Source organism: Streptomyces sp. NPDC018833 (assembly GCF_044390825.1).
Taxonomy (GTDB): Bacteria; Actinomycetota; Actinomycetes; order Streptomycetales; family Streptomycetaceae; genus Streptomyces.
The window spans coordinates 1-17,984 of record NZ_JBIRZM010000008.1 but is presented as its reverse complement, the minus strand read 5'-3'; the positions used below and the strand labels follow the sequence as shown (position 1 = coordinate 17,984).

At 68.2% G+C, this 17,984-nt stretch carries 18 protein-coding genes and 6 pseudogenes; 12 read left to right on the top strand and 12 right to left on the bottom strand.

Annotation, left to right across the window (positions count from 1 at the left end; all coding sequences use genetic code 11):
• Positions 1–99: 99 nt before the first annotated feature.
• Both ACH5AF_RS17780 and ACH5AF_RS17775 read left to right on the top strand, forming a co-directional pair.
• Positions 100–1,497: a PLP-dependent aminotransferase family protein gene (locus ACH5AF_RS17780; protein WP_398902572.1), complete on the top strand. Its 1,398-nt coding sequence runs from the start codon at positions 100–102 to the stop codon at positions 1,495–1,497.
• A 192-nt stretch (positions 1,498–1,689) separates the two neighbouring features.
• A pseudogene (locus tag ACH5AF_RS17775) lies at positions 1,690–1,806 on the top strand (IS630 family transposase); the annotation flags it as partial.
• On the opposite strand, the pseudogene ACH5AF_RS17770 reads toward ACH5AF_RS17775, so the two are convergent.
• Positions 1,786–1,935, bottom strand: a pseudogene (locus ACH5AF_RS17770) (transposase); the annotation flags it as partial. The pseudogenes ACH5AF_RS17775 and ACH5AF_RS17770 overlap by 21 nt on opposite strands.
• Before the next feature lie 341 nt (positions 1,936–2,276).
• Between ACH5AF_RS17770 and ACH5AF_RS17765 the strand changes: the two are divergent.
• Complete coding sequence (locus ACH5AF_RS17765; RefSeq protein WP_398902571.1) at positions 2,277–2,420, top strand: hypothetical protein; 144 nt, start codon at positions 2,277–2,279, stop codon at positions 2,418–2,420.
• A gap of 3 nt (positions 2,421–2,423) precedes the next feature.
• Positions 2,424–3,373: pseudogene (locus tag ACH5AF_RS17760) on the top strand (protein kinase family protein).
• 255 nt (positions 3,374–3,628) lie between these two features.
• Here the strand turns inward: ACH5AF_RS17760 and ACH5AF_RS17755 are convergent.
• Both ACH5AF_RS17755 and ACH5AF_RS17750 read right to left on the bottom strand, forming a co-directional pair.
• The gene (locus tag ACH5AF_RS17755; RefSeq protein WP_398902570.1) at positions 3,629–4,198 is read right to left on the bottom strand and encodes a GNAT family N-acetyltransferase; all 570 of its coding nucleotides are present in this window, start codon (positions 4,196–4,198) and stop codon (positions 3,629–3,631) included.
• Positions 4,192–4,665 carry a rhodanese-like domain-containing protein gene (locus tag ACH5AF_RS17750; RefSeq protein ID WP_175303397.1) on the bottom strand — a complete coding sequence of 158 codons (474 nt, stop codon included), beginning with the start codon at positions 4,663–4,665 and terminating at the stop codon, positions 4,192–4,194. Before ACH5AF_RS17750 ends, ACH5AF_RS17755 begins: the two co-directional genes overlap by 7 nt.
• A gap of 93 nt (positions 4,666–4,758) precedes the next feature.
• Between ACH5AF_RS17750 and ACH5AF_RS17745 the strand changes: the two genes are divergently transcribed.
• Together ACH5AF_RS17745 and ACH5AF_RS17740 are read left to right on the top strand one after the other, a co-directional pair.
• Positions 4,759–5,220, top strand: a complete 462-nt coding sequence (locus ACH5AF_RS17745) for an Lrp/AsnC family transcriptional regulator (RefSeq protein WP_175303415.1) — start codon at positions 4,759–4,761, stop codon at positions 5,218–5,220.
• Positions 5,221–6,200: 980 nt separating this feature from the next.
• Positions 6,201–6,428: pseudogene (locus ACH5AF_RS17740) on the top strand (DUF885 family protein); the annotation flags it as partial.
• Between the two features lie 86 nt (positions 6,429–6,514).
• Here ACH5AF_RS17740 and ACH5AF_RS17735 read toward each other — a convergent pair.
• Positions 6,515–6,997: a rhodanese-like domain-containing protein gene (locus ACH5AF_RS17735; protein WP_398902569.1), complete on the bottom strand. Its 483-nt coding sequence runs from the start codon at positions 6,995–6,997 to the stop codon at positions 6,515–6,517.
• A gap of 94 nt (positions 6,998–7,091) precedes the next feature.
• Between ACH5AF_RS17735 and ACH5AF_RS17730 the strand changes: the two are divergent.
• Positions 7,092–7,446: pseudogene (locus tag ACH5AF_RS17730) on the top strand (Lrp/AsnC family transcriptional regulator); the annotation flags it as partial.
• Here the strand turns inward: ACH5AF_RS17730 and ACH5AF_RS17725 are convergent.
• From ACH5AF_RS17725 to ACH5AF_RS17715, 3 genes are all read right to left on the bottom strand, one after another.
• Positions 7,447–7,656: a hypothetical protein gene (locus ACH5AF_RS17725; protein ID WP_398902801.1), complete on the bottom strand. Its 210-nt coding sequence runs from the start codon at positions 7,654–7,656 to the stop codon at positions 7,447–7,449. It lies immediately after the preceding pseudogene.
• Positions 7,657–8,122: 466 nt separating this feature from the next.
• Positions 8,123–8,947 (bottom strand): MBL fold metallo-hydrolase, encoded by an 825-nt coding sequence (locus ACH5AF_RS17720; RefSeq protein WP_398902568.1) that lies wholly within the window; start codon positions 8,945–8,947, stop codon positions 8,123–8,125.
• Between the two features lie 18 nt (positions 8,948–8,965).
• Positions 8,966–10,240, bottom strand: coding sequence for an ArgE/DapE family deacylase (locus ACH5AF_RS17715; protein WP_398902567.1), 1,275 nt, complete (start codon positions 10,238–10,240; stop codon positions 8,966–8,968).
• A gap of 168 nt (positions 10,241–10,408) precedes the next feature.
• Between ACH5AF_RS17715 and ACH5AF_RS17710 the strand changes: the two genes are divergently transcribed.
• On the top strand, positions 10,409–10,846 hold the full coding sequence (locus ACH5AF_RS17710; RefSeq protein ID WP_175304023.1) for an Lrp/AsnC family transcriptional regulator: 438 nt from the start codon (positions 10,409–10,411) through the stop codon (positions 10,844–10,846).
• A gap of 624 nt (positions 10,847–11,470) precedes the next feature.
• On the opposite strand, the gene ACH5AF_RS17705 is transcribed toward ACH5AF_RS17710, so the two are convergent.
• From ACH5AF_RS17705 to ACH5AF_RS17690, 4 genes are read right to left on the bottom strand one after another with little or no spacing between them, the layout of a single operon-like run.
• Positions 11,471–11,659 (bottom strand): hypothetical protein, encoded by a 189-nt coding sequence (locus tag ACH5AF_RS17705; RefSeq protein WP_398902566.1) that lies wholly within the window; start codon positions 11,657–11,659, stop codon positions 11,471–11,473.
• Complete coding sequence (locus tag ACH5AF_RS17700; protein WP_398902565.1) at positions 11,641–11,853, bottom strand: hypothetical protein; 213 nt, start codon at positions 11,851–11,853, stop codon at positions 11,641–11,643. The genes ACH5AF_RS17705 and ACH5AF_RS17700 overlap by 19 nt, the downstream gene beginning before the upstream one ends.
• Positions 11,850–12,080, bottom strand: a complete 231-nt coding sequence (locus tag ACH5AF_RS17695) for a hypothetical protein (RefSeq protein WP_398902564.1) — start codon at positions 12,078–12,080, stop codon at positions 11,850–11,852. The genes ACH5AF_RS17700 and ACH5AF_RS17695 overlap by 4 nt, the downstream gene beginning before the upstream one ends.
• Positions 12,081–12,129: 49 nt before the next feature.
• Entirely contained in the window at positions 12,130–13,131 is a 1,002-nt protein-coding gene (locus tag ACH5AF_RS17690; RefSeq protein ID WP_398902563.1) for a GlxA family transcriptional regulator, read from the bottom strand.
• A 74-nt stretch (positions 13,132–13,205) separates the two neighbouring features.
• Between ACH5AF_RS17690 and ACH5AF_RS17685 the strand changes: the two genes are divergently transcribed.
• From ACH5AF_RS17685 to ACH5AF_RS17670, 4 genes are all read left to right on the top strand, one after another.
• On the top strand, positions 13,206–13,790 hold the full coding sequence (locus ACH5AF_RS17685; protein WP_398902562.1) for a cysteine hydrolase family protein: 585 nt from the start codon (positions 13,206–13,208) through the stop codon (positions 13,788–13,790).
• 663 nt (positions 13,791–14,453) lie between these two features.
• Entirely contained in the window at positions 14,454–15,116 is a 663-nt protein-coding gene (locus tag ACH5AF_RS17680; RefSeq protein WP_398902561.1) for a hypothetical protein, read from the top strand.
• A 129-nt stretch (positions 15,117–15,245) separates the two neighbouring features.
• A complete protein-coding gene (locus ACH5AF_RS17675; protein ID WP_398902560.1) occupies positions 15,246–16,058 on the top strand; it encodes a DUF4238 domain-containing protein in 813 nt (270 codons plus the stop codon).
• A gap of 327 nt (positions 16,059–16,385) precedes the next feature.
• Positions 16,386–17,759, top strand: a complete 1,374-nt coding sequence (locus ACH5AF_RS17670) for a serine hydrolase domain-containing protein (protein ID WP_398902559.1) — start codon at positions 16,386–16,388, stop codon at positions 17,757–17,759.
• Positions 17,760–17,872: 113 nt separating this feature from the next.
• On the opposite strand, the pseudogene ACH5AF_RS17665 reads toward ACH5AF_RS17670, so the two are convergent.
• Positions 17,873–17,984 (bottom strand): annotated as a pseudogene (locus ACH5AF_RS17665) (IS982 family transposase); the annotation flags it as partial.

Below are 17,984 nucleotides of genomic sequence, written 5' to 3'. Positions count from 1 at the left end.
GAGGCTAGAAGAGCTCACCTCTTCGGTGCAATAGAATCTTTGCCCTCGGTGCAATCTGGCAGGGAGCTTGAGCCATGAAGCGAAAGAGCGGTGGGGGTCGTGCATGACTACCGGCGGATCGCGGATCTGGTCGCCGCAGACATCGCCTCGGGGCGGCTCAGGCCCGGAGACCGGCTGCCCCCGCAGCGTGCCTTCGCCCGGCGCCGCCGTATTGCCGCCTCGACCGCCGGGAGGGTCTACGCTGAGCTAGTGCGCCGCGGCCTGGTCGTGGGCGAGGTCGGACGCGGCACTTTCGTCCGGGCTGCCGTTCCCTCCTCCGGCCGTGCGCTCGCCGAGCCCGCGACGGCGGCGCCGGTCAATCTGGAGCTCAACTATCCAGTCGTCGAAGGGCAATCGAAGCTGCTCGGTGACGCGCTGGCGCCGATGCTGCGGCCCGATGTCTTCGCGGAGGCCACCCGCACCGCGCCCGCCACGGGCACGACCCAGGCGCGCGAGGCGGTCGCCGGTCTGCTCGCCCGGCAGGACGAGAGGGGAACATGGCGGCCCGCGCCGGAGCAGGTCATGTTCACCGGGAACACGCGCCAGGCCATCGCCGGTGCGTTTGCCTCGCTGTCCCGCCCAGGGGGCCGCATCGGCGTCGAAGCGCTAACGTATCCGCTGGTCAAGGAGATCGCTGAGCGCTTGAGCATCACCCTGGTGCCGCTCGCCTCCGACGCCGAGGGCATCCTGCCGGCCGCGCTTGAGACAGCCCACGGCAGCGCGCCGCTGAGCGCCCTGTACGTGCAGCCCACCCTCCACAATCCGACCTCGGTTACGACGACCGGGCGGAGGCGGAGAGAACTGGCAGACTGCGTCAGATGCCTGGGGCTGCCCGTCGTGGAGGACCGGATCTGGTCCTTCCTGCACGAGGACGCTCCGCCGCCTCTCGCCGCGTACGCCCCCGAGCGTACGTACGTGGTCGACGGCCTGTCGAAGCGCGTGGCACCCGGCCTCACCGTCGGCTTCCTCGTCGTCCCGGTGCCCGGGGATACCCCGGTCGCCGCGGTGGACGGCACTGAAGGCGGCGGCCGGATCGCCGCCACGCTCCGCTCCGGCGGCTGGACTGCCTCCCGCTTCGCACTGGAGGCAGCCGTCCGCTGGATCGACGACGGCACCGTCGACCGGCTCGTCGCCGCCAAGCGCTCGGATGCCGCCCAGCGTCAGCGGCTCGTCGCCGAGCACCTGGACGGTTTCGTGGTGCGTACCGATCCCCACGGCTATTACGCCTGGTGGGAACTGCCCGCCCCGTGGCGCGCCGATACATTCACCGCTGCCGCCGCTGAGCGCGGCATCGCCATCACGCCCGGCCCTGCCTTCGCTGTCGGTGCGCACACCGCGGCGGACGCCGTTAGGCTCGGACTAGCGTCTGCTCCGCCAACGGCTCTGGCGGCCGCCCTGCGGATGCTCGCCGCCGTAGCACGAACCATGCAAACTGTCAGAAAGGCCGCAACCGACTGAACCGTTGTGGGTTGGGCAGCGAGCTGCCGCGGCGGGCTGGTCCTGGACGTCACCGGCAGAGGTGGCCGACGTGGCGGAGGAGCTGGTGCGCTTCCGGCGGCTGTCGGATGGGGAGTACCGCGCCGAGTGGGACGGCGCGCAGGCCGTACGGTACGTGGCTCTGCACTCGAGTTCGTACGCCGACAACAAGACGATGTGGTTGGCGTCTATCTGGACCCGCCCGAGCGGGCACTGGTGTTCTGCGTGGACGAGGAGTCGCAGATCCAGGCCCTGGATCGGTCACAGCCGGTCACGCCACTGCACACCGGTCCGCACCCGGTACAGAATCCCGTCGATCACCTGCCGATGGTCACGCCACCGGCCACAACGCCTGTTGCTTACCGGCAGGAACGGCAGCAGCCGTTCCCACTCCGCATCACTCAGATCACCCCGCCCCATGCTCACAACAACGACCCGGACACAGCGCAGACACATGATCGGCCGGACAAGTCCTAGACGAGTTGGTAGCCGAGAAGTGCTTGGGCCACGGCCAGGCAGACGAGTCCAGAGTTGCAGAGCGGAGGGGGTCTGCCCGAAGCATCGCGTTCCCCCGATCCCGTCGTCGATCTTATAAGTAGCATGCGGTCAAGAGGGTGTTCAGGTCTGTCATCACGCACGGATCCTGGACGCCCTGTGTCCACTCTGGATGCCAATCCACAGAGCTACGTGTCGAGCATGGTCGCGCTTGGCGGGAGTGCGCAGCCCGCAGGACCGAGGTCGGTGCCCAGGCGGAGGCAGCAGTGAAGTTCCCTGACGTGTCGCACGGTGCGCGTCTCACCGCCCATGGCGCCGTTTCCACAGCCCTGGCCCTGCACAGCGATCGCACCCTCGGCCACCTCGTGGACGCAGCCGCGCAGATCGGTTCGGGCATCGGCGGAATGTAAGCCCTGCTGGAGATCGCCGGAACCCCGGTCTTCCGTGAAGCGGGTCCCCTCACGGATCTGGAGAGGCAACCGGAGCACGCACACCATGACGACGAACTGGGTTCTCGCCGGGCAGTACGCGGGCTTCCCTCTGACGTACCACTGGCGGGTGCTGCCGGACTCGACGCCCCTGCCCGAGGAACTGGCCGGTGTGAAGGGGCCGTCGCCTACTGGGGAGGCGAATCGCAGTTGCGCACTCGCGTCGAGGCTCTCCAGAGGCTCGGCGAGCGTCGCGCTGTACCTGGAGTACATCCCGCAGAATGTGCACCAGTGGCTGGGCACTCAGGTCGAAGCGGGGCACGAGGCGGCTGGCCGCGCCTGCGGCATGGTGGAGAAGAACCTGGAAACCGGCACCTCGTTCATGAACAGCAGCGGGCTCCTGCACTTCGACGCGCACTTCGAAAACATCCTGACCGACGGCGAGCGCCTCTACAACGCGGGCTACGGCCTCGCCAACTCCTCCCGGTTCGAACTGTCGCAGGACGAGCCCGACTTCGCATCTGGTGAATTGGCTGGTCACCGCCCTGTATGGGTTACCAGAGGGTTGACCGGGAGGGCCGCTACGCGCTGGTGCGCGCCTACGCGGAGGGCAGGCGCCCCACGGGAATCCCGGAGGAGGCCGCGGCGATCCTCGCCCGGTACGCACCGCTCGCCGCAGTGATGTCGGACTTCAACCGCAAGCTCTACGCCAGAGCAGGCAGACCCCATACCCACTGGAGGAGATCCGCCGGATCGGCCGTATGCACAGCTGCGGAGTCGGATCGTCGGCGTCATCGCCTGCTCTACGCGCAGCCATGCAGCCGGATCGTCCGGCTCACCGTCGAGGACGTCATCCACGACGAGGACCAGGTGCTGCTCGCCTTGACGAACGGCCCTCGCCCGTCTGCGGAACGGCTGGCGACCTGGGTCGATAACCGCGACAACATGAACACTGCGGCGACCACGCGACCGCTGGCTGTTCCCCGGCCGACGCGCTGGACAGGCGCTGCATCCTTACGCCCTCGCAGACCTGATCAATGAGCTCGCTGTCCCCACCACCGCCCGGCCAGGCCGCAGCGATCCGCCAGCACGTCCTGGAGATGCCCGCCTCCATCGTCGCCGACAACCACGTCACCACGGCAAACCCGCCGCCCAGGCGGCGACACACGGAGTCGACACGCGCCGGGGAATCACTCGAGTTCACCCATTCCTCCGCCAAGGCGGAGAGCCGGCGAGAGCTGATTTCGCGAGTTCACCGAGCCATCGAGGTCGTTCTTCTCCTGCACTGCAGGGACAGGCAGGAGATATCTGACCTTTCGAGCGCTCTGGGCGCCGGTGCGGTCGTAGAAGCGGATGGCGTCGTTGTTCCAGTCGGGTGTCTGCCACTGCACTTGCGTCATACCGCGAGCGGTTGCGGCGGCAGTCACGGCGTCCAGCAAGCGCCGCCCCCAGCCCCCACCCCGGTGCCGCTCGGCCACGAACAGGCAGTCCAGGTGGACGTACTCGGCCGCGAGCCAGGTGGAAAACTCCAGCGTGTAGGTGGCATAGCCGAGCAACTCACCCCCGCAATCAGCCACCAGGCACCACACTCGAGCAGGAGCGCGGAACAAGGCCGGCTCCAGCCGGTCGGCCAGGTCGCCGGGAACGGGGCCGGCCTGCTCGAACGCGGCATGAGCCGCGCACAGCCCAGCCAGGGCGGGAAGGTCATCCGGCGTGGCCGGGCGGACGATACCGTCCGGCCACGCGGCATTCCTCAGCATGCGCAAGTGACAGAGCCGATCGGCGACGTCAGCGGGTCCGCCGGACGCTGCTCGATGCCGCCCACCGTCTCGATCGCGAAGCCCTCCCGGATCCAGTACTCGAGGCCGCCGATCATCTCTTTGACGCGGTAGCCGAGCCGGGCCAAGGCGAGCGCCGCGCGGGTGGCTCCGTCGCAGCCCGGCCCCCAGCAGTAGGTGATGACCGGGACCGCACGGTCCAGCAGATCTGGCGCACGGGCAGGAATATCGGCGGTAGGCAGGTGCAGCGCCCCCGGCACGTGCCCCTGCTGCCAGCCTGCCGCCCCACGCGAGTCGACCAGGACGAAGCCCGGGTGACCGGAGTCGAGAGACGCACGCACATCGGAGACATCCGCCTGGAAGGTCAGTCGTCCGGTGAAGAAGGCAACGGCATCGGCCGGGGCTGCCGGCGGCACGCTCAGTGCCGCGCTGGTTTCAGTGATCGTCATGCCCGCAACGCTATGACACGAACTCTTACGCTAGAACCGATGATCACCGACGAACCACTTGATCTGCCAGCGATTTCCCGGTACTTCTCTGATATGACCACTCATTCCACGGACGACACCGACATGCGCATCCTGGAGGCCCTGCAACGCGACGGACGGGCCACCTACGCCGAGTTGGCACGTACCGTGTCCATGTCCGCCAGCGCTGTCACCGAACGCGTCCGCCGACTGGAGGAGAACGGCGTAATCGCCAGCTACTCAGCCGTTGTTGACCCCAAGCGTCTCGGACTCGACATCCTGGCCTTCGTCCGGCTCCGCTATCCGACCAGCAACTACAAGCCCTTCCACGACCTGGTCACCACGACCCCCGAGATTATCGAGGCTCACCACGTGACTGGCGATGACTGCTTCATCCTGAAGGTCGTCGCCAGCTCGATGCGTCACCTGGAGCAGACCGCCGGCCGCATCGCCGGGCTCGGCTCTGTGACCACCACGGTCGTCTACTCGAGCACGCTCAAGAACCGCGCGATCACCGCAGCCGCCCTGAAGGACTGAGTGCCTGGCGCTCCACCAAGTCCCCCCAAGCGCCGAGCGCGCAGTGTGTGCATGGCGGCCATCCTGCCCGATCGTCCCAGCCTCAGTGGGGAGGCTACGACCTACATCTGATCCGCTTCTTCCGATCGGTCCGCCTGCCATGCCCGCCGTCCCAGCCTGCCCGATAGGCCCGACCTCGGCCGAGCGAAATCGGCTGAAGACGATGGCTTACGGCCATAAGACCGAGAACCAGCTGCGGGTCCACGCAGGCCGTCCTGCACGCCGCCCGCCCACGCTCCACTGCCCGCACCGCCCCACCGCGGTCAAGCTGCCTGCCGTATAGCGCTGCCACGACACTCGCCCACCCGCCTTCTGCGAGGAGTGGCGCACCGCACGCTCGGCAGCTCTGTCCTACGCGCCGGGCCTCGGCTCACGCGGGGGTGGGCCCGCGCGGGGCTCCGCACACAAGCCGCTCAGCGAACCGGAGTATCTGGTCGAAGCGGGTTGCCGATGCGGATTGCCGTGGCGACGGTCTCGGGCTCCGTACGGCGGCCTGCGTGTATCCGGGTGCCGCGGTGACGCCGGTGCCCACCGCGGTGGCGCTGAGGTTGATCTCGGCGAGCAGCGGGAGGGTCTCGGTGATGCGGGCAGTGTCCTCGGCCAGGGGGACGCCGAATGCGGCGAACTCCTGCCGACCGTCATCGGGACGGCGTCCTGCAGCTGGTTGCGGCCCACCTTCACGACATGCCGGACCCCTTCCCTTGGCAGTGAATGCCTCGGACAACAGGCCGAGTTCTGCGGCGAGGCCGCTGAGGGCCGGCCGCGCTCACGGCGATCTTCAGGGCAGTCGGCTCGACGTCGTTGGTCGACTGGCAGCGGTTGACGTCGTCGAGCGGATGGAGGACGTCGTGCCGCGCGGGCGCAACGCGGCCGTTCCAGGGCGAGGTTGGCGACGACTCATTTTGCCCGCCTCACCGACGAAAGGACTCTGCGCGTTCCTCCACCAGCCGCGGCCCGCCGACTTCGTGGAGAGCGAGCTGACGCGGTATCTGTCGGTACCGGCGCAGGCGATCGGCTACAAGCTGGGCGAGCGGGCCTGGCTGCTGGGCCGGGAGAACGCCCGCAAGGCGCACGGCGACGCGTTCGACGCGAAGGCGTGGCACATGGCGGCGCTGTCGCAGGGGTCGCTGGGGCTGGACGATCTGGTCGACGAGCTGTCCAAGCTCTGACGGCCGTTTCACACGGGCGAGTGAGGCGGCGGCGGGCTCGGGTGCGAGAGACACCCCCTGAGCCCCGCCGCCTTCGGTGAGGGTCGTCAGCAGCCGCAAGCGTCCGCGCCGACGGGCGCCGTCAGCGGGTCGGCCTCGCGCTTGCGGCTGCCCTCCCAGGTCTCGAACTCGAAGCCCTCACGGGCCCAGTACTCGAAGCCCCCGAGCATCTCCTTGACCTGGTAGCCCAGTTCGGCGAGAGCGAGCGCGGCACGGGTCGCACCGTTGCAGCCCGGGCCCCAGCAGTACGTCACAACCGGCACCGCCTTGTCGAGCAGTTGCGCGGCCTGCTCAGGGATCCGCGCGGTCGGAAGATGGATCGCACCGGGGACGTGCCCCTGGTCCCAGGCCTCTGTCGAACGGGAGTCGAGGAGGACGAATCCGGGGTCGCCGCCGGCCGCGAGTGCCGAGGCGACATCGGAGACATCGGCGTGGAAGGCGAGGCTCGCGCCGAAGTACGCGGCAGCGGCCGCGGGCAGGGCGGGTGGGACGCGGAGAACAGGGTTCGCGGTGAGCGGCGTCGTAGTCATGACCAAGAACCTACGGTCGGTGATTCTCCGGCTGAAGTGAGAATCCCCGGGGCTTGCCTTGATCGGCCGGGGATTGACCTGCCATCTCTCGGACATGACCGGATATTCACCGGACGCCACCGACTGGCGCATCCTGGAGGCCCTGCAGTATGAGGGCCGGGCGACCTTCGGGGAGCTGGCCAGGACCGTCTCCGTGTCGGCGAGCGCCGTGACCGAGCGGGTGCGACGGCTGGAGGAGGCCGGTGTCATCGCGGGCTACACCGCGGTCGTCGACCAGGAGCGGCTCGGCCTGCCGATCCTCGCGTTCGTACGGCTGCGCTATCCGAACGGCAACTACAAGCCGTTCCACGATCTGCTGGAGACGACTCCGGAGATCCTTGAGGCTCATTCATGTGACCGGCGACGACTGCTTTGTTCTGAAGGTCGCGACGCGCTCGATGACCCAAATGTCAGCGCCCCGGCCCCGTCCGCACCCATGCCAACGACGGCGCCGGTGCGAACACCCGCTGAACCGCCTGCTGGGCAGCCTTGCGGGCCGCCTCCTCGGCACCTTGCTGTGCTGCCCGCCGTGCCGCCTCCTGCTCGTTGCGTCGCTCCTCCTCCGGGTCCGGCAGCGACCCGGTCGAGATCTGCGCGTGCGTCGATGCAACAGCGGTCACCAGTGCGGCGAGTGCCTCGCCGGCCGCTGCCTGATTGCTCGTGGCGCCGGGCGAGGATTCAGCCCCCGAAGGTGCCCCCGCAGCGCAGCCGACACCGGGAAGGTCAGCGTCAGCATCTGCACCCACGGCCGTCACGAATGCGGCACAGACTCGTGGCCAGGCTCCTGAGGAGGTCCCCGCATTCGATGAGCGTCCGTCGACCCCAACGGCAAGTAGGCCTTCCCCGTTTGCTGCACACAAGCTGCGCCCGAGTCGGCTTCATCGCACCTGCTGTGTCGTATGGGCGAGTGGAACGGTTCTGTGTCGAGGCTCCGCATGTCCGAAGTCCAGGAGGGGGTTGTCTAGATGTGCGCACGGTCCGCGGCCGCCACCCCCGACTGCCGTGTCCTGGACACCGCCGCGCCCCCGGACCGCACCACCCTGGCCGGGACCTGCCGACCGGGTCGTGAGCGGGGCGGAGCCCGCCTCAGCGACGACGAGACGCGTTGGCATCGCCGGTCTGAATCGCTCGGACGAACGGTTCGCCGAGGTGCGAGGTGGCCAGGACGAGGCCGCTGGCGGACTCCAGCAGGGCGATGCGTGAGGCCCGTGCCAGCGCGGGGTCGTCGTCGTAGTGGTATGGCTGGGTCGGATCGATGAGCTGCACCGTGTGCACCAGCAGGTCGCCGGTGACAACGAGGGCCTCCCCGACGCTGGTCAGCACGACGGACTGGTGTCCCGGGGTGTGACCCGGTGTCGCTCGTACAGCGGCGCCGGGTGCGAGCCGGTACGTGCCGTCCACCATGGCCAGTTGGCCGGCTGCTCGCAGCGGCGCGAGCAGCCACTGCGCAAGCGTCGGCTCGCGGCTCTCGACGGCTGCGACCTCGGCGGCTTGCACCAGGTATCGGGCGTTCGGGAAAAACGCTGCCCCGTCTGCGTCCATCGACCATCCGATGTGGTCGGTGTGTACGTGGGTCAGCACCACGGTGTCGACGTCGTGCCGGTCGATGCCGGCGGCAGCGAGCTCGTCGGGGAGCCGACCGGGCAGCGGTGCCCAGGTCGATGGCGCCGAGGCAGGCCCGATGCCGGCGTCGACCACGATGATCCGTCCGTCGTCAAACCGCAGCGCGAAGCACCGGAACTTCAGCTGCCAGCTACCGTCGCGCACGCTGGCCGGATCGCGCTGGTCCGCCTCGGCCCACAGTCGCGGATCGGCCGCCGGGAAGGCGACCTCACGGGGTTCGAAGAACGGGCCGGTACCGTCCTCCAGGGCTATCACGGTGACATCGCCGATGGTCTTGCTGATGGGCATGTCCGAACCTTCTGTCTGTTATCTGACGCCGACCGCGCGCAGCGCGGCGAGCACGAGGACGCGGGTGGCGGCGACTATCTCGCTCACCCGGACCTGCTCGCGTGGCCCGTGCGCGAGACGTACGTCGCCGGGCCCGAAGTGCAAGGTCGGTACGCCGACCCCGGTGTACAGCCTCAGGTCGCTTCCGTATGGCACGCCGCGTTCGGGCAGTCGCGCGCCGCCGACGGCATCGGCGTGCGCGTCGAGTACCAGATCCCGCAGCGGGCTTCCGGGGGCCAGGCGGCCGCTGGCGAACTGGCCCCCTGGCCAGGTCACGGTGGGTGGATGCCTGCGCAGCCACGAGTTGGCGGTTGCGGCCTCGGCGACGCATGTCTCGAGCGCGGCCCGCGCCTGCGCGGGATCCTCGTCCAGCCGTACCCCCAACCTGCCCTCGGCAACGAGCAGGTCGGGCACGCTGCTCGACCAGTCGCCCGAGCGGAGCCTGCCCACCGACAAGGCGTACGGGATCGCGTGATCGCTCATCATCGGGTCGGCTGCGGTGTTGCGCTGCGCCTCCAGACGTGCCAGCGCCGCGTGGATCGGCAGGTACGCGTCGATCGCGCTGACCCCCGCGTCACGGGTGCTGGCGTGCGTCGCTTTGCCGGCCACCTCGATCCGGAAAGTCAACGCGCCGGCGCTGGCGGTGACCAGAGCACCTCCTGTCGGCTCGGTAATGATGCAGGCGTCGCCGGTGTGGCCGCGCCGTAGCGTTCCGAACGCGCCGAGCCCGCCGTCCTCCTCGCTGACGGCGAAGTGGGCCGCGATCCGGCCGCGCAGCTTGGCGCCGCTGGCGCGGATCGCGGCAAGCGCGGCGAGGTTGGCGACGACCCCGGCCTTCATGTCGCAAGCACCCCGAGCGTGGACCACGCCTCCGGTGACCCTCGGTACGAACGGATTCCCGCGCCACTGCGTTGGGTCGCCGGGCGGCACAACGTCCACGTGCCCCTGCAGGATCAGGCTCGGCCCGTCACCTCCACCCGGGGTGACGGCGGCCAGCCCCCACGCCTCGTCCCGCGGCGCCTCGGCGCCCGGAAACTCGGGATCCGCGCGCAGCCCGGGCAGATCCATCGACCACAGATCGACCTCGAGCCCCAGTGCCTCCAGGCGGGGGGCCAGGACGTGTTGCAGCTCCGATTCAGCGGCGCTGCCGGTGACGCTCGGGACGGCCAGCAGTTCCAGCAGCGTGGAGGCGATGGCCGCCTCGTCGACCGCGGCTAGAGCGGCGGCCTCCGTGGCAGTAAGCGTGGTAGTCATCTGCGCCCGCCTTCCGGGGCCTACGGCGATGTGATGCTGAGAAGGTATGCAAACGTCATGAAGCAATCAATCGCCAAACCTTGCTGATCCCCTACGATTTTTTGCATACTCCCGGTGGCCTTGGCATTTTTTTGCTCAGCAACGCAGCATCGCGGGGAGGGACGGCGCATGGACCGCATCGACGAGGAGATCATCCGATGCATGATCGGCAACGCGCGCAGCACGTATGCCGAGATCGGCAGGGCGGCTGGGCTGTCTCCGTCAGCGGCCAAACGCCGGCTCGATCGCCTGGTATCAGTCGGCGCCGTACGCGGATTCACTGCACTCATCGACCCCCAGGCCCTGGCCTGGCGCACTGAGGCGTTCGTCCAGATCCACTGTGCCGGCAACCCGACTCCCGCTGCCCTGCGGCAGGAGCTGGAGAAGATGCCCGAAGTGGTCGAGGCGTGCACGATCTCCGGCGCGGCCGATGCGGTGGTCCATCTGCAGGCCAAGGACATCACCCACCTCGAACAGGCCATCCAACGCCTACGGGCCTCCGCCGTCATCGCGAGCACCGATAGCGTCATCGTGCTCTCCCGGCTCATCAGCCGCCCCCGGACGTGAGCACGACCTCACCGGAGTAAGGCTCCCAGGAGAGCGTTGACAGGCCGTGATCCGGGGCCCGTCAGGGTGTGCCGGCGAGCGATGACCCGACTAAGGCGAGCGATGACCCGACTAAGGGGACTGTCCGAGCCGGCACGGCGCCGGTCCAGATGGTTCCGCCCGCCGTGCCGCTGGCGGTGGGGGCGAGGGAGGTCGGGCCGACCTCCAGTCAGCGCAGGTCAGGGTGGGGGACGCTGGTTGCCTGTTCGACTACCGCTCGGATGGCGAGCTGGGAGATGTCCCTCGATGTGCGGGACGGTGAGCGTGTTGCCTCTCCGGCTCACGTCGGCCGTTCGCTCCCGGGCGAGCTGCGCTTGGCCACCCCGTACGTGTCCGAGCCGATGATGCCCGCCACGTGCGTGCCGTGCCCCTCGCAGTGGACCAGTGCGATCCTGGACGGTGCTGCCCGGCGCGCGCCCGACCTCGAAGCCGGCCCGCCGGGCAGCACCAGCCGTCTGCTCCGGCTGAATCTGCCGGGGGAGTCAGAGGAGGTTGGCCGCCGACGAGGTTGCGGCACCCGGGCGGTCACTCGCTCGCCGGGGTTTGGCCGCGGCCCGCGCTGCGTCTCCAGCGCCGTGGGGCGGGTCAGCTGGCCCAGGCGCGCAACTGGGCGGCGACCTCGCGCAGGGTGAGAGTGCTGTCACGGAGTCCTATAACCAGTTGGGTCATGCCGCCGGCGGGCGGTTTGACGGGCTCGCCGGACTCGCGCAGGTAGCGGATGGCGAGAGCGCTGCCGACAAGACCGTTGCAGTCGGTCAGCGGTGTCGTAGCCACGAACATCTGCAGAAGACCGCGGCGCGGACCGGGGTTTCGATGTAGAAGGGTTCGCCGGCGTGCAGCTTGTATCCGTGCCGGTACACGGCGGCGGCGAGGGCGCCCCAGTCGTCGCTGCCGACTTCGCGCCCGGTGTTCTCCTCGAACTGCTGGAGGGATTCTTCGATCCAGCGGGCATCCACGCGGAGAATCAACGCTTACCCGCCTCGAAGGTCTCCTCGAACTCACCGAGCAGGTCCGTCATGTCATCGACCAGGCCGGACACGAAGGCGTCGCGCTGCGGGTCGACCTCGCTCTCGACGAGGCCGGAGACGTACGCCTGGATGGTGACGCCGCGGCGCTTGGCCCGCGCGGTGAGGAGCTCGTGCGTGCGAGCCCCAACCCGGACGTTCAACAGGTCGGCGGCGGAGGGAGTCAGCACGGAAGGGTGCTACGTGATCGTGCGAGTGGGCTCGGGCGGTGCACGCCGCCTATCGCGGGTTCGGGGCGCTGCCAGCCGCGTTTGCGGCCGGAGCCGTGCTGAACGCCGCTCGGTAGGCGCGTGGGCTGATGGCGAGGCGCGAGGCGAAGTGCTGGCGCATGGTGATCTCGCTGCCGAAGCCGGCGCGTCGGGCCACCTCGGGCATGGAGAGATCGGTTCGTTCCAGGAGCTTCTGTGCAGCAGCGATGCGCTGGTCGAGGAGCCACCGGAGGGGGGTTGTGCCGGTCGCCGCGGTGAATTGGCGGGCGAAGGAGCGCGCGGACATGCCCGCGAAGGCGGCCAGGTCGGCGACCGTGAGCGGTTCGTGAAGGTGGCGCAGGGCGTGCTCGCGTACGACGGCCAGGGCGTCACCGCCGCGGTCCGTATGGGGGGTGGGGCGCTCAATGAACTGTGCCTGGGTACCGGTGCGGAAGGGAGCCGTGACCATGGAGCGGGCGATGGTGGCGGCGACCTCGGCGCCGTGGGCGGTGCGTACGAGGTGGAGGCAGAGGTCGATGCCGGCTGCGACGCCGGCTGCGGTCCAGATGTTGTCGTCTTCGATGAAGAGGGCGTCGGGGACGACTGTGACGTGGGGATGGTTTGCGCGGAGGATGTCGACGAGGTTCCAGTGGGTGATGGCACGGCGGCCGTCAAGGAGGCCGGCCTGGGCCAGGATGAACGCACCGCCGCAGAGTGCGGCGATGGTGGTGCCGCGGGCGTGGGCGCTGCGGAGGGCGTCGAGGAGGGGGGGCGGTGCGGGGGTGACGTGGTCGTCGACGCCTGGGATCACGATGAGGTCGGCGCGGGACAGCCAGGTGAGGGTGCGGTCGGGGAGGAGGGTGAGGCCGCCGCGCATCGGGACCTGGGTCGTGTCGGTGGCGACGCGGTGCAGGTCGAAGGAGGGGAGGCCGCGGTCGGTACGGTCGGTGCCCCAGACTTCGGTGATGACGGAGACGTCGAAGGCGCGGATGCCCGGGAAGGCGACGAGTGCGACGCGGTAAGCATGCTCCATGCTGGCAGTAAACCATCGATCACTGGCTTTTGTGGATCTGGGATGAGGATGTCCGCGACGGCAGGATCGTGGGCATGGAGATCGCACAGAACGCAGCGCTGATTGTCGTGGACGTACAGAAGGGCTTCGAGGAGCTCGACTACTTCGGACCGCGGAACAACCCGGGGGCGGATGACAGCATTTTGTCCCTCATCGACGTCTGGCAGGCGACGGGTCGGCCGATCGTCTTCGTCCGCAATGACTCGGATTGGCCGGACTCGCCTCTGCGGCCCGAGTATGCGGGCAACGACTTCAAGGAGTACGTGGAGCAGCGGCGCGGGAAGGGAACCGGGCCGGAGTTGCTGGTGACGAAGTCGGTGAACTCGTCGTTCTTGGGCACGCCCAATCTGGACGCCTGGTTGAAGGCGCAGGGGACCTCACAGGTGGTCCTGGTCGGGATCCAGACCAACGGGTGTGTGGAGACGACCGCGCGGCATGGCGGGAACCTGGGGTACGACGTGCTGTTTGCGTACGATGCAACCTACACCTTCGATGTGGAGGGCCCGTTCGGATGGCGGCGGACCGCGGACGAGGTCGCGCAGGCGTCGGCGGTGTCCCTGCAAGGGATCGGCTTCGCTCGCGTGGTGACGACGAAGGAGGTCGTGGACGCAGCGCAGTGACCTGCTGTCCCTGAGAGCAGGTCAGTCTTTCTTGGTGGAGACCAAGATCGCGACTGTGGCCCTGCGGCCGCTTCGAGGACGGCGATGACCGCGGCCCGTACGCTGGGGTTCTCGGGTTCGCGGATGGCGTTGGTCGTGGCACCAGCGGGGAAGGTCACCTTCCCCCAGAGCTCGACTGGGTGTTCGCCGATCGTCCAAAGACGCGCCAGCGGGTACACAGACGCAAACCCCCAGGGCTGCTCCGTAGCGGCCGACCGAAATGCCCACAGCGCAAGCACTGGCCGGTATGAAGAGGAGAGTTCCTCGTAGGCGGGACGTGATGTCCCCATGCGAGGTCGGCATCTGCTGAGATGAGGGTCTTTCTCCTCTCGTCTCCGCCTTGTTCCCCTTGCTGTATACCCGTATCCGATAGGCCTACTTCGTGGCGGCCTACCGGCGACGTTGCCTTTCTGCCTGTGGGACTGGATACACACGCCTTCACGGTGCTGGGCGCGGCTGGTCCCATCAGTGAGGCCACGGGAGGACAGCCTTGCACAGTCGGCCACCTCCACAGCATCCGTCAGACCACTCAAGATCATGGATCACCTGGGTCGCCCGAGCGCACCGGGAGTGGCGGTGAAACCCGTGAGACCGCGAAGATCGCAGTGTCGAGGAGACAATGAAGTGACGGTGGAACACAGCGCAGAACCATGGTGGACGGTGCTTGGGCAGTCGGTGTCCTCAACGGCACCGCCCGTACTACAGATCGCTGCTGACGGACACTGGGAAACGGCAACGTCAGTCACCCTCGCGGATGGTCGCGCCAGTGCGCTGGAGGCCGTCGAGCAGGTCGCTCGCGCGGCTCAGCACGACATCGCTGTGGAAATCATGTGGCCGGCACAAGCCATCTGCGGCGTACGTTGGACCGTCGACCGCTGGAACGAGGCCGCTGGTCGGACCGGGCACGCATACGACGCCCTGACTACCGGGCACACGGCCGAGGCAGCACTGTTTGCTCTGCTGGGCAGCGCCCCGTCTGCCATGGTGGAGTTCGCCGAACTGGGCGCGGTGAATGCCTGGCGGTCAGTGGGGCCCGTGGCCCTGTGGCACCAGGGAGAGGAACTCAGCGAAGAAATGATCGACACTGCATTGCGCCGTCGCCCCGACATCGAGAGCTGCGGGTGCCCCTTGTCGGTCGAGCTCGCTGTCACAATCCCCCTCCCCTGTTGGGTCGGCGTCTATGTCTCGGTGCCACACGGACAGGTTCACCATCTCGACCGCCAAGCACTGCACGCCGTGTTCGATCGTGCAATCCCTGGTGACAAGGTCCCGGATTGCTGTCTCTGACCCCAGCCGCAGAGTAGTGGTCAGGGCTTCGTGATCACGGTCTTTTTCGGCTGGCGGGGGACGGTGTTCCTCCCGGTCGAGGTGCCCGTACACCGTTGACCGGGGACCGCCGAACACGTCGGCGATCTGTTGGACGGCCTTCTCCGGCTCGAAGGGGAGGGGCTTGCTGCCCTGCGCCGTATCGACGAGACGGGCAGGCCTCCCGACGTCGGTTCCGAGGACCGTGAGCTGCTTTCCCTATACCTGGCCGTTCAGAAGACGCGGACGCCTCGCAGCCGCGCCACGATGAGCTTTCCGGGTAACGTCACCGCCTATGCCGAAGGCCGTGAAGTTGACCAGGCCCTCGTTGCTGAGTACCTCACCCGCAGGCATCTGGGCTCCCACCCAAGCGCCCGCGAAGCCGAGGCCGCCTGGGTTTACTACCAGGCGGTACGTCTGGAAACTGGCGACGACCCCACGCACAACGACACAGTGATGCTGCCGCTCCGATCGGTGGAGGTGTGCATCCCACACTTCCGCGCCCGGCACTGGCGACTGGAGACGAGCCGCAAGCCAAACTTCCTCACGTCCGATGCCCCCCTCCTGCTCTGGAAGCCGCATACGGCCAACGACGTGTACCGCGGCTTTGGCCTTGGGGATGCCCAGGAGATCAGGTTCCCCATCAGCCCTACAGCCCAGCTCGTGTTGAAAGTCGGTAGTGGTACGTCTGCTGAAGAGGTCAAGCTCAGCCGGGTGGCACGATGCAATCAGGAACTCGCTGATAGCTGCGATCGGGTGGTAGTTGGGCATCCGGACCGGCATGCATCACTTGATAAGACCGAGCTGCGTCAGCGAGGGCCCACGCTCCGATTCGACATTGCCCCTGGCTTCCAGAGAAACCCGGACGGCACCACACAACCCTTGGGGAAGGACATCCTTCATCTCTGGACCACCCGCCGCTGACAAAAACACGCATCCAGGGGCATCAGGCAGGGGCATCTTCCAGCCCCGGGGCATGGGCGCGGCAGGTGCGATACAAGGGACAAGTTCGTGAGACAGAAGTGCCGTGTCCTTTAAGTGGGACAGCCGAATAGTCGCAGGCCGTCACGGCGGAACGGGACATTCCAAATACGGGCCTACACGAACCCTCCGGAAGGCACCGCGTCCGGGTCCCGTCGGGGACCCACGGTGCCGATCCGGGCGGGTAGCGGACCGCATACATCGGCTCTGCCGGCTCGGCCGGCTGTCAATCGGTTCGACGGAGCGCGCGTGCACCGATAGACCTGTCCCATGAATTCATCGGAAGAGCTGCTCCCCACCACCCGCAGGGCTCTCCTGCACCGCATCGCCGTGGCGCAGAGTGAGGGGCGCACGCCTTCGTTCGTCGGAGCGGTACTGAGGGACGGCCGTCTGGTGTGGACGGGTGGTCGCAGTTCGATCGACGGTCACGCGCCCGACGCCGATACGCAGTACCGCATCGGATCGATCACCAAGACGTTCACCGCAGTCCTCGTGATGCGTCTGCGTGACGAGGGGCTGCTCGATCTGAGCGACCCGCTGGAGAAGCACCTGTCGGGCACGGTCGTCGGTGAAGTGACCGTCGCTCAGCTTCTCGAGCACAGCGCCGGTTTGAGCGCCGAGTCTCCGGCGCCCTGGTGGGAACGGACTCCCGGCGTGCTGCGCCCCGAGCTCACCGATGTCCTGGGCGAGCAGACGCGGATGCATCCGCCCGGCCGTCGGCACCATTACTCCAACCCCGGCTACACGCTTCTCGGTTCGCTCGTGGAGGCGGTCCGCGGTGTCCCGTGGGAGGAGGCTCTCCAGACAGAGATCCTCGATCCACTCGGACTGAACCGGACCAGCACACAACCTCGGGCGCCGCACGCCGGGGGCTGGGCGGTGCATCCCTGGGCGGACGCCCTGCTGCCCGAGCCGGCCGAGGACCTCGGGCTCATGGCTCCTGCCGGACAGTTGTGGTCGACCGCGACGGACCTCTGCCGGTTCGCCTGGTTCCTTGCCGAAGGCGACGACCGTGTGCTGGGCGCCGCTTCCGTGCGAGAGATGCGTACTCCCTCGGTGCCCGCCGAAGCCGGGGACTGGAACAGTACCTACGGCCTCGGGATGCAGATCGTCCGAAACGAGCAGCGCACGCTGGTGGGGCATTCGGGCTCGCTGCCCGGGTTCCTTGCCGGGCTGTGGGTGAGCGTGGAGGACGGGGTCGCCGCTGTGGCGCTGAGCAATGTGACGTCCGGCGCACTGACCAGCACGGTCGCCGCGGATCTCGTACGCATCGTGTCGGATGCCGAGCCGAGGATCCCCGCGCCGTGGCGACCGCTTCCCGAGGTCGACCAGGAACTGCTGGACCTCACCGGCCCCTGGTACTGGGGGACGTATGCGTACGGGCTGCGTCTTGTCGCCGATCGGGGCGTCGAGTTGGAGCCTCTGCGCGGCGGGGGCAGGCGCTCGCGCTTCGTGGCAGGTCCCGATGGCGCGTGGACGGGGCTCGACGGTTACTACAGGGGTGAGACGCTCAAGGTGGTGCGCCGTGACGACGGCTCCGTAAGCCACCTGGACCTGGGGTCGTTCGTGTTCACCCGTGAGCCCTATGAGCCGGGTGACGCGGTGCCCGGAGGCGTGGATGAAGGCGGCTGGCGCGGCCTGTGACCGTTCTGTGTTTCACGTGAAACAGGCTGGGTTTCACGCTTGAAACGGGCCGGCTCGTCCCAGGACGAGCCGGCCTCTGCCTGTCTGACGCCTAGATGATCGATTCCAAGGGGTCAGTGATCATAGGCGGTCAGTGAGCGCAGGATGGGCTGCCCGGTGTGGTCGTTGTGCCAGATCGCGGCGGTCAGCGCGAGGATCCGCTGCATGACACGGGCGATGACACCG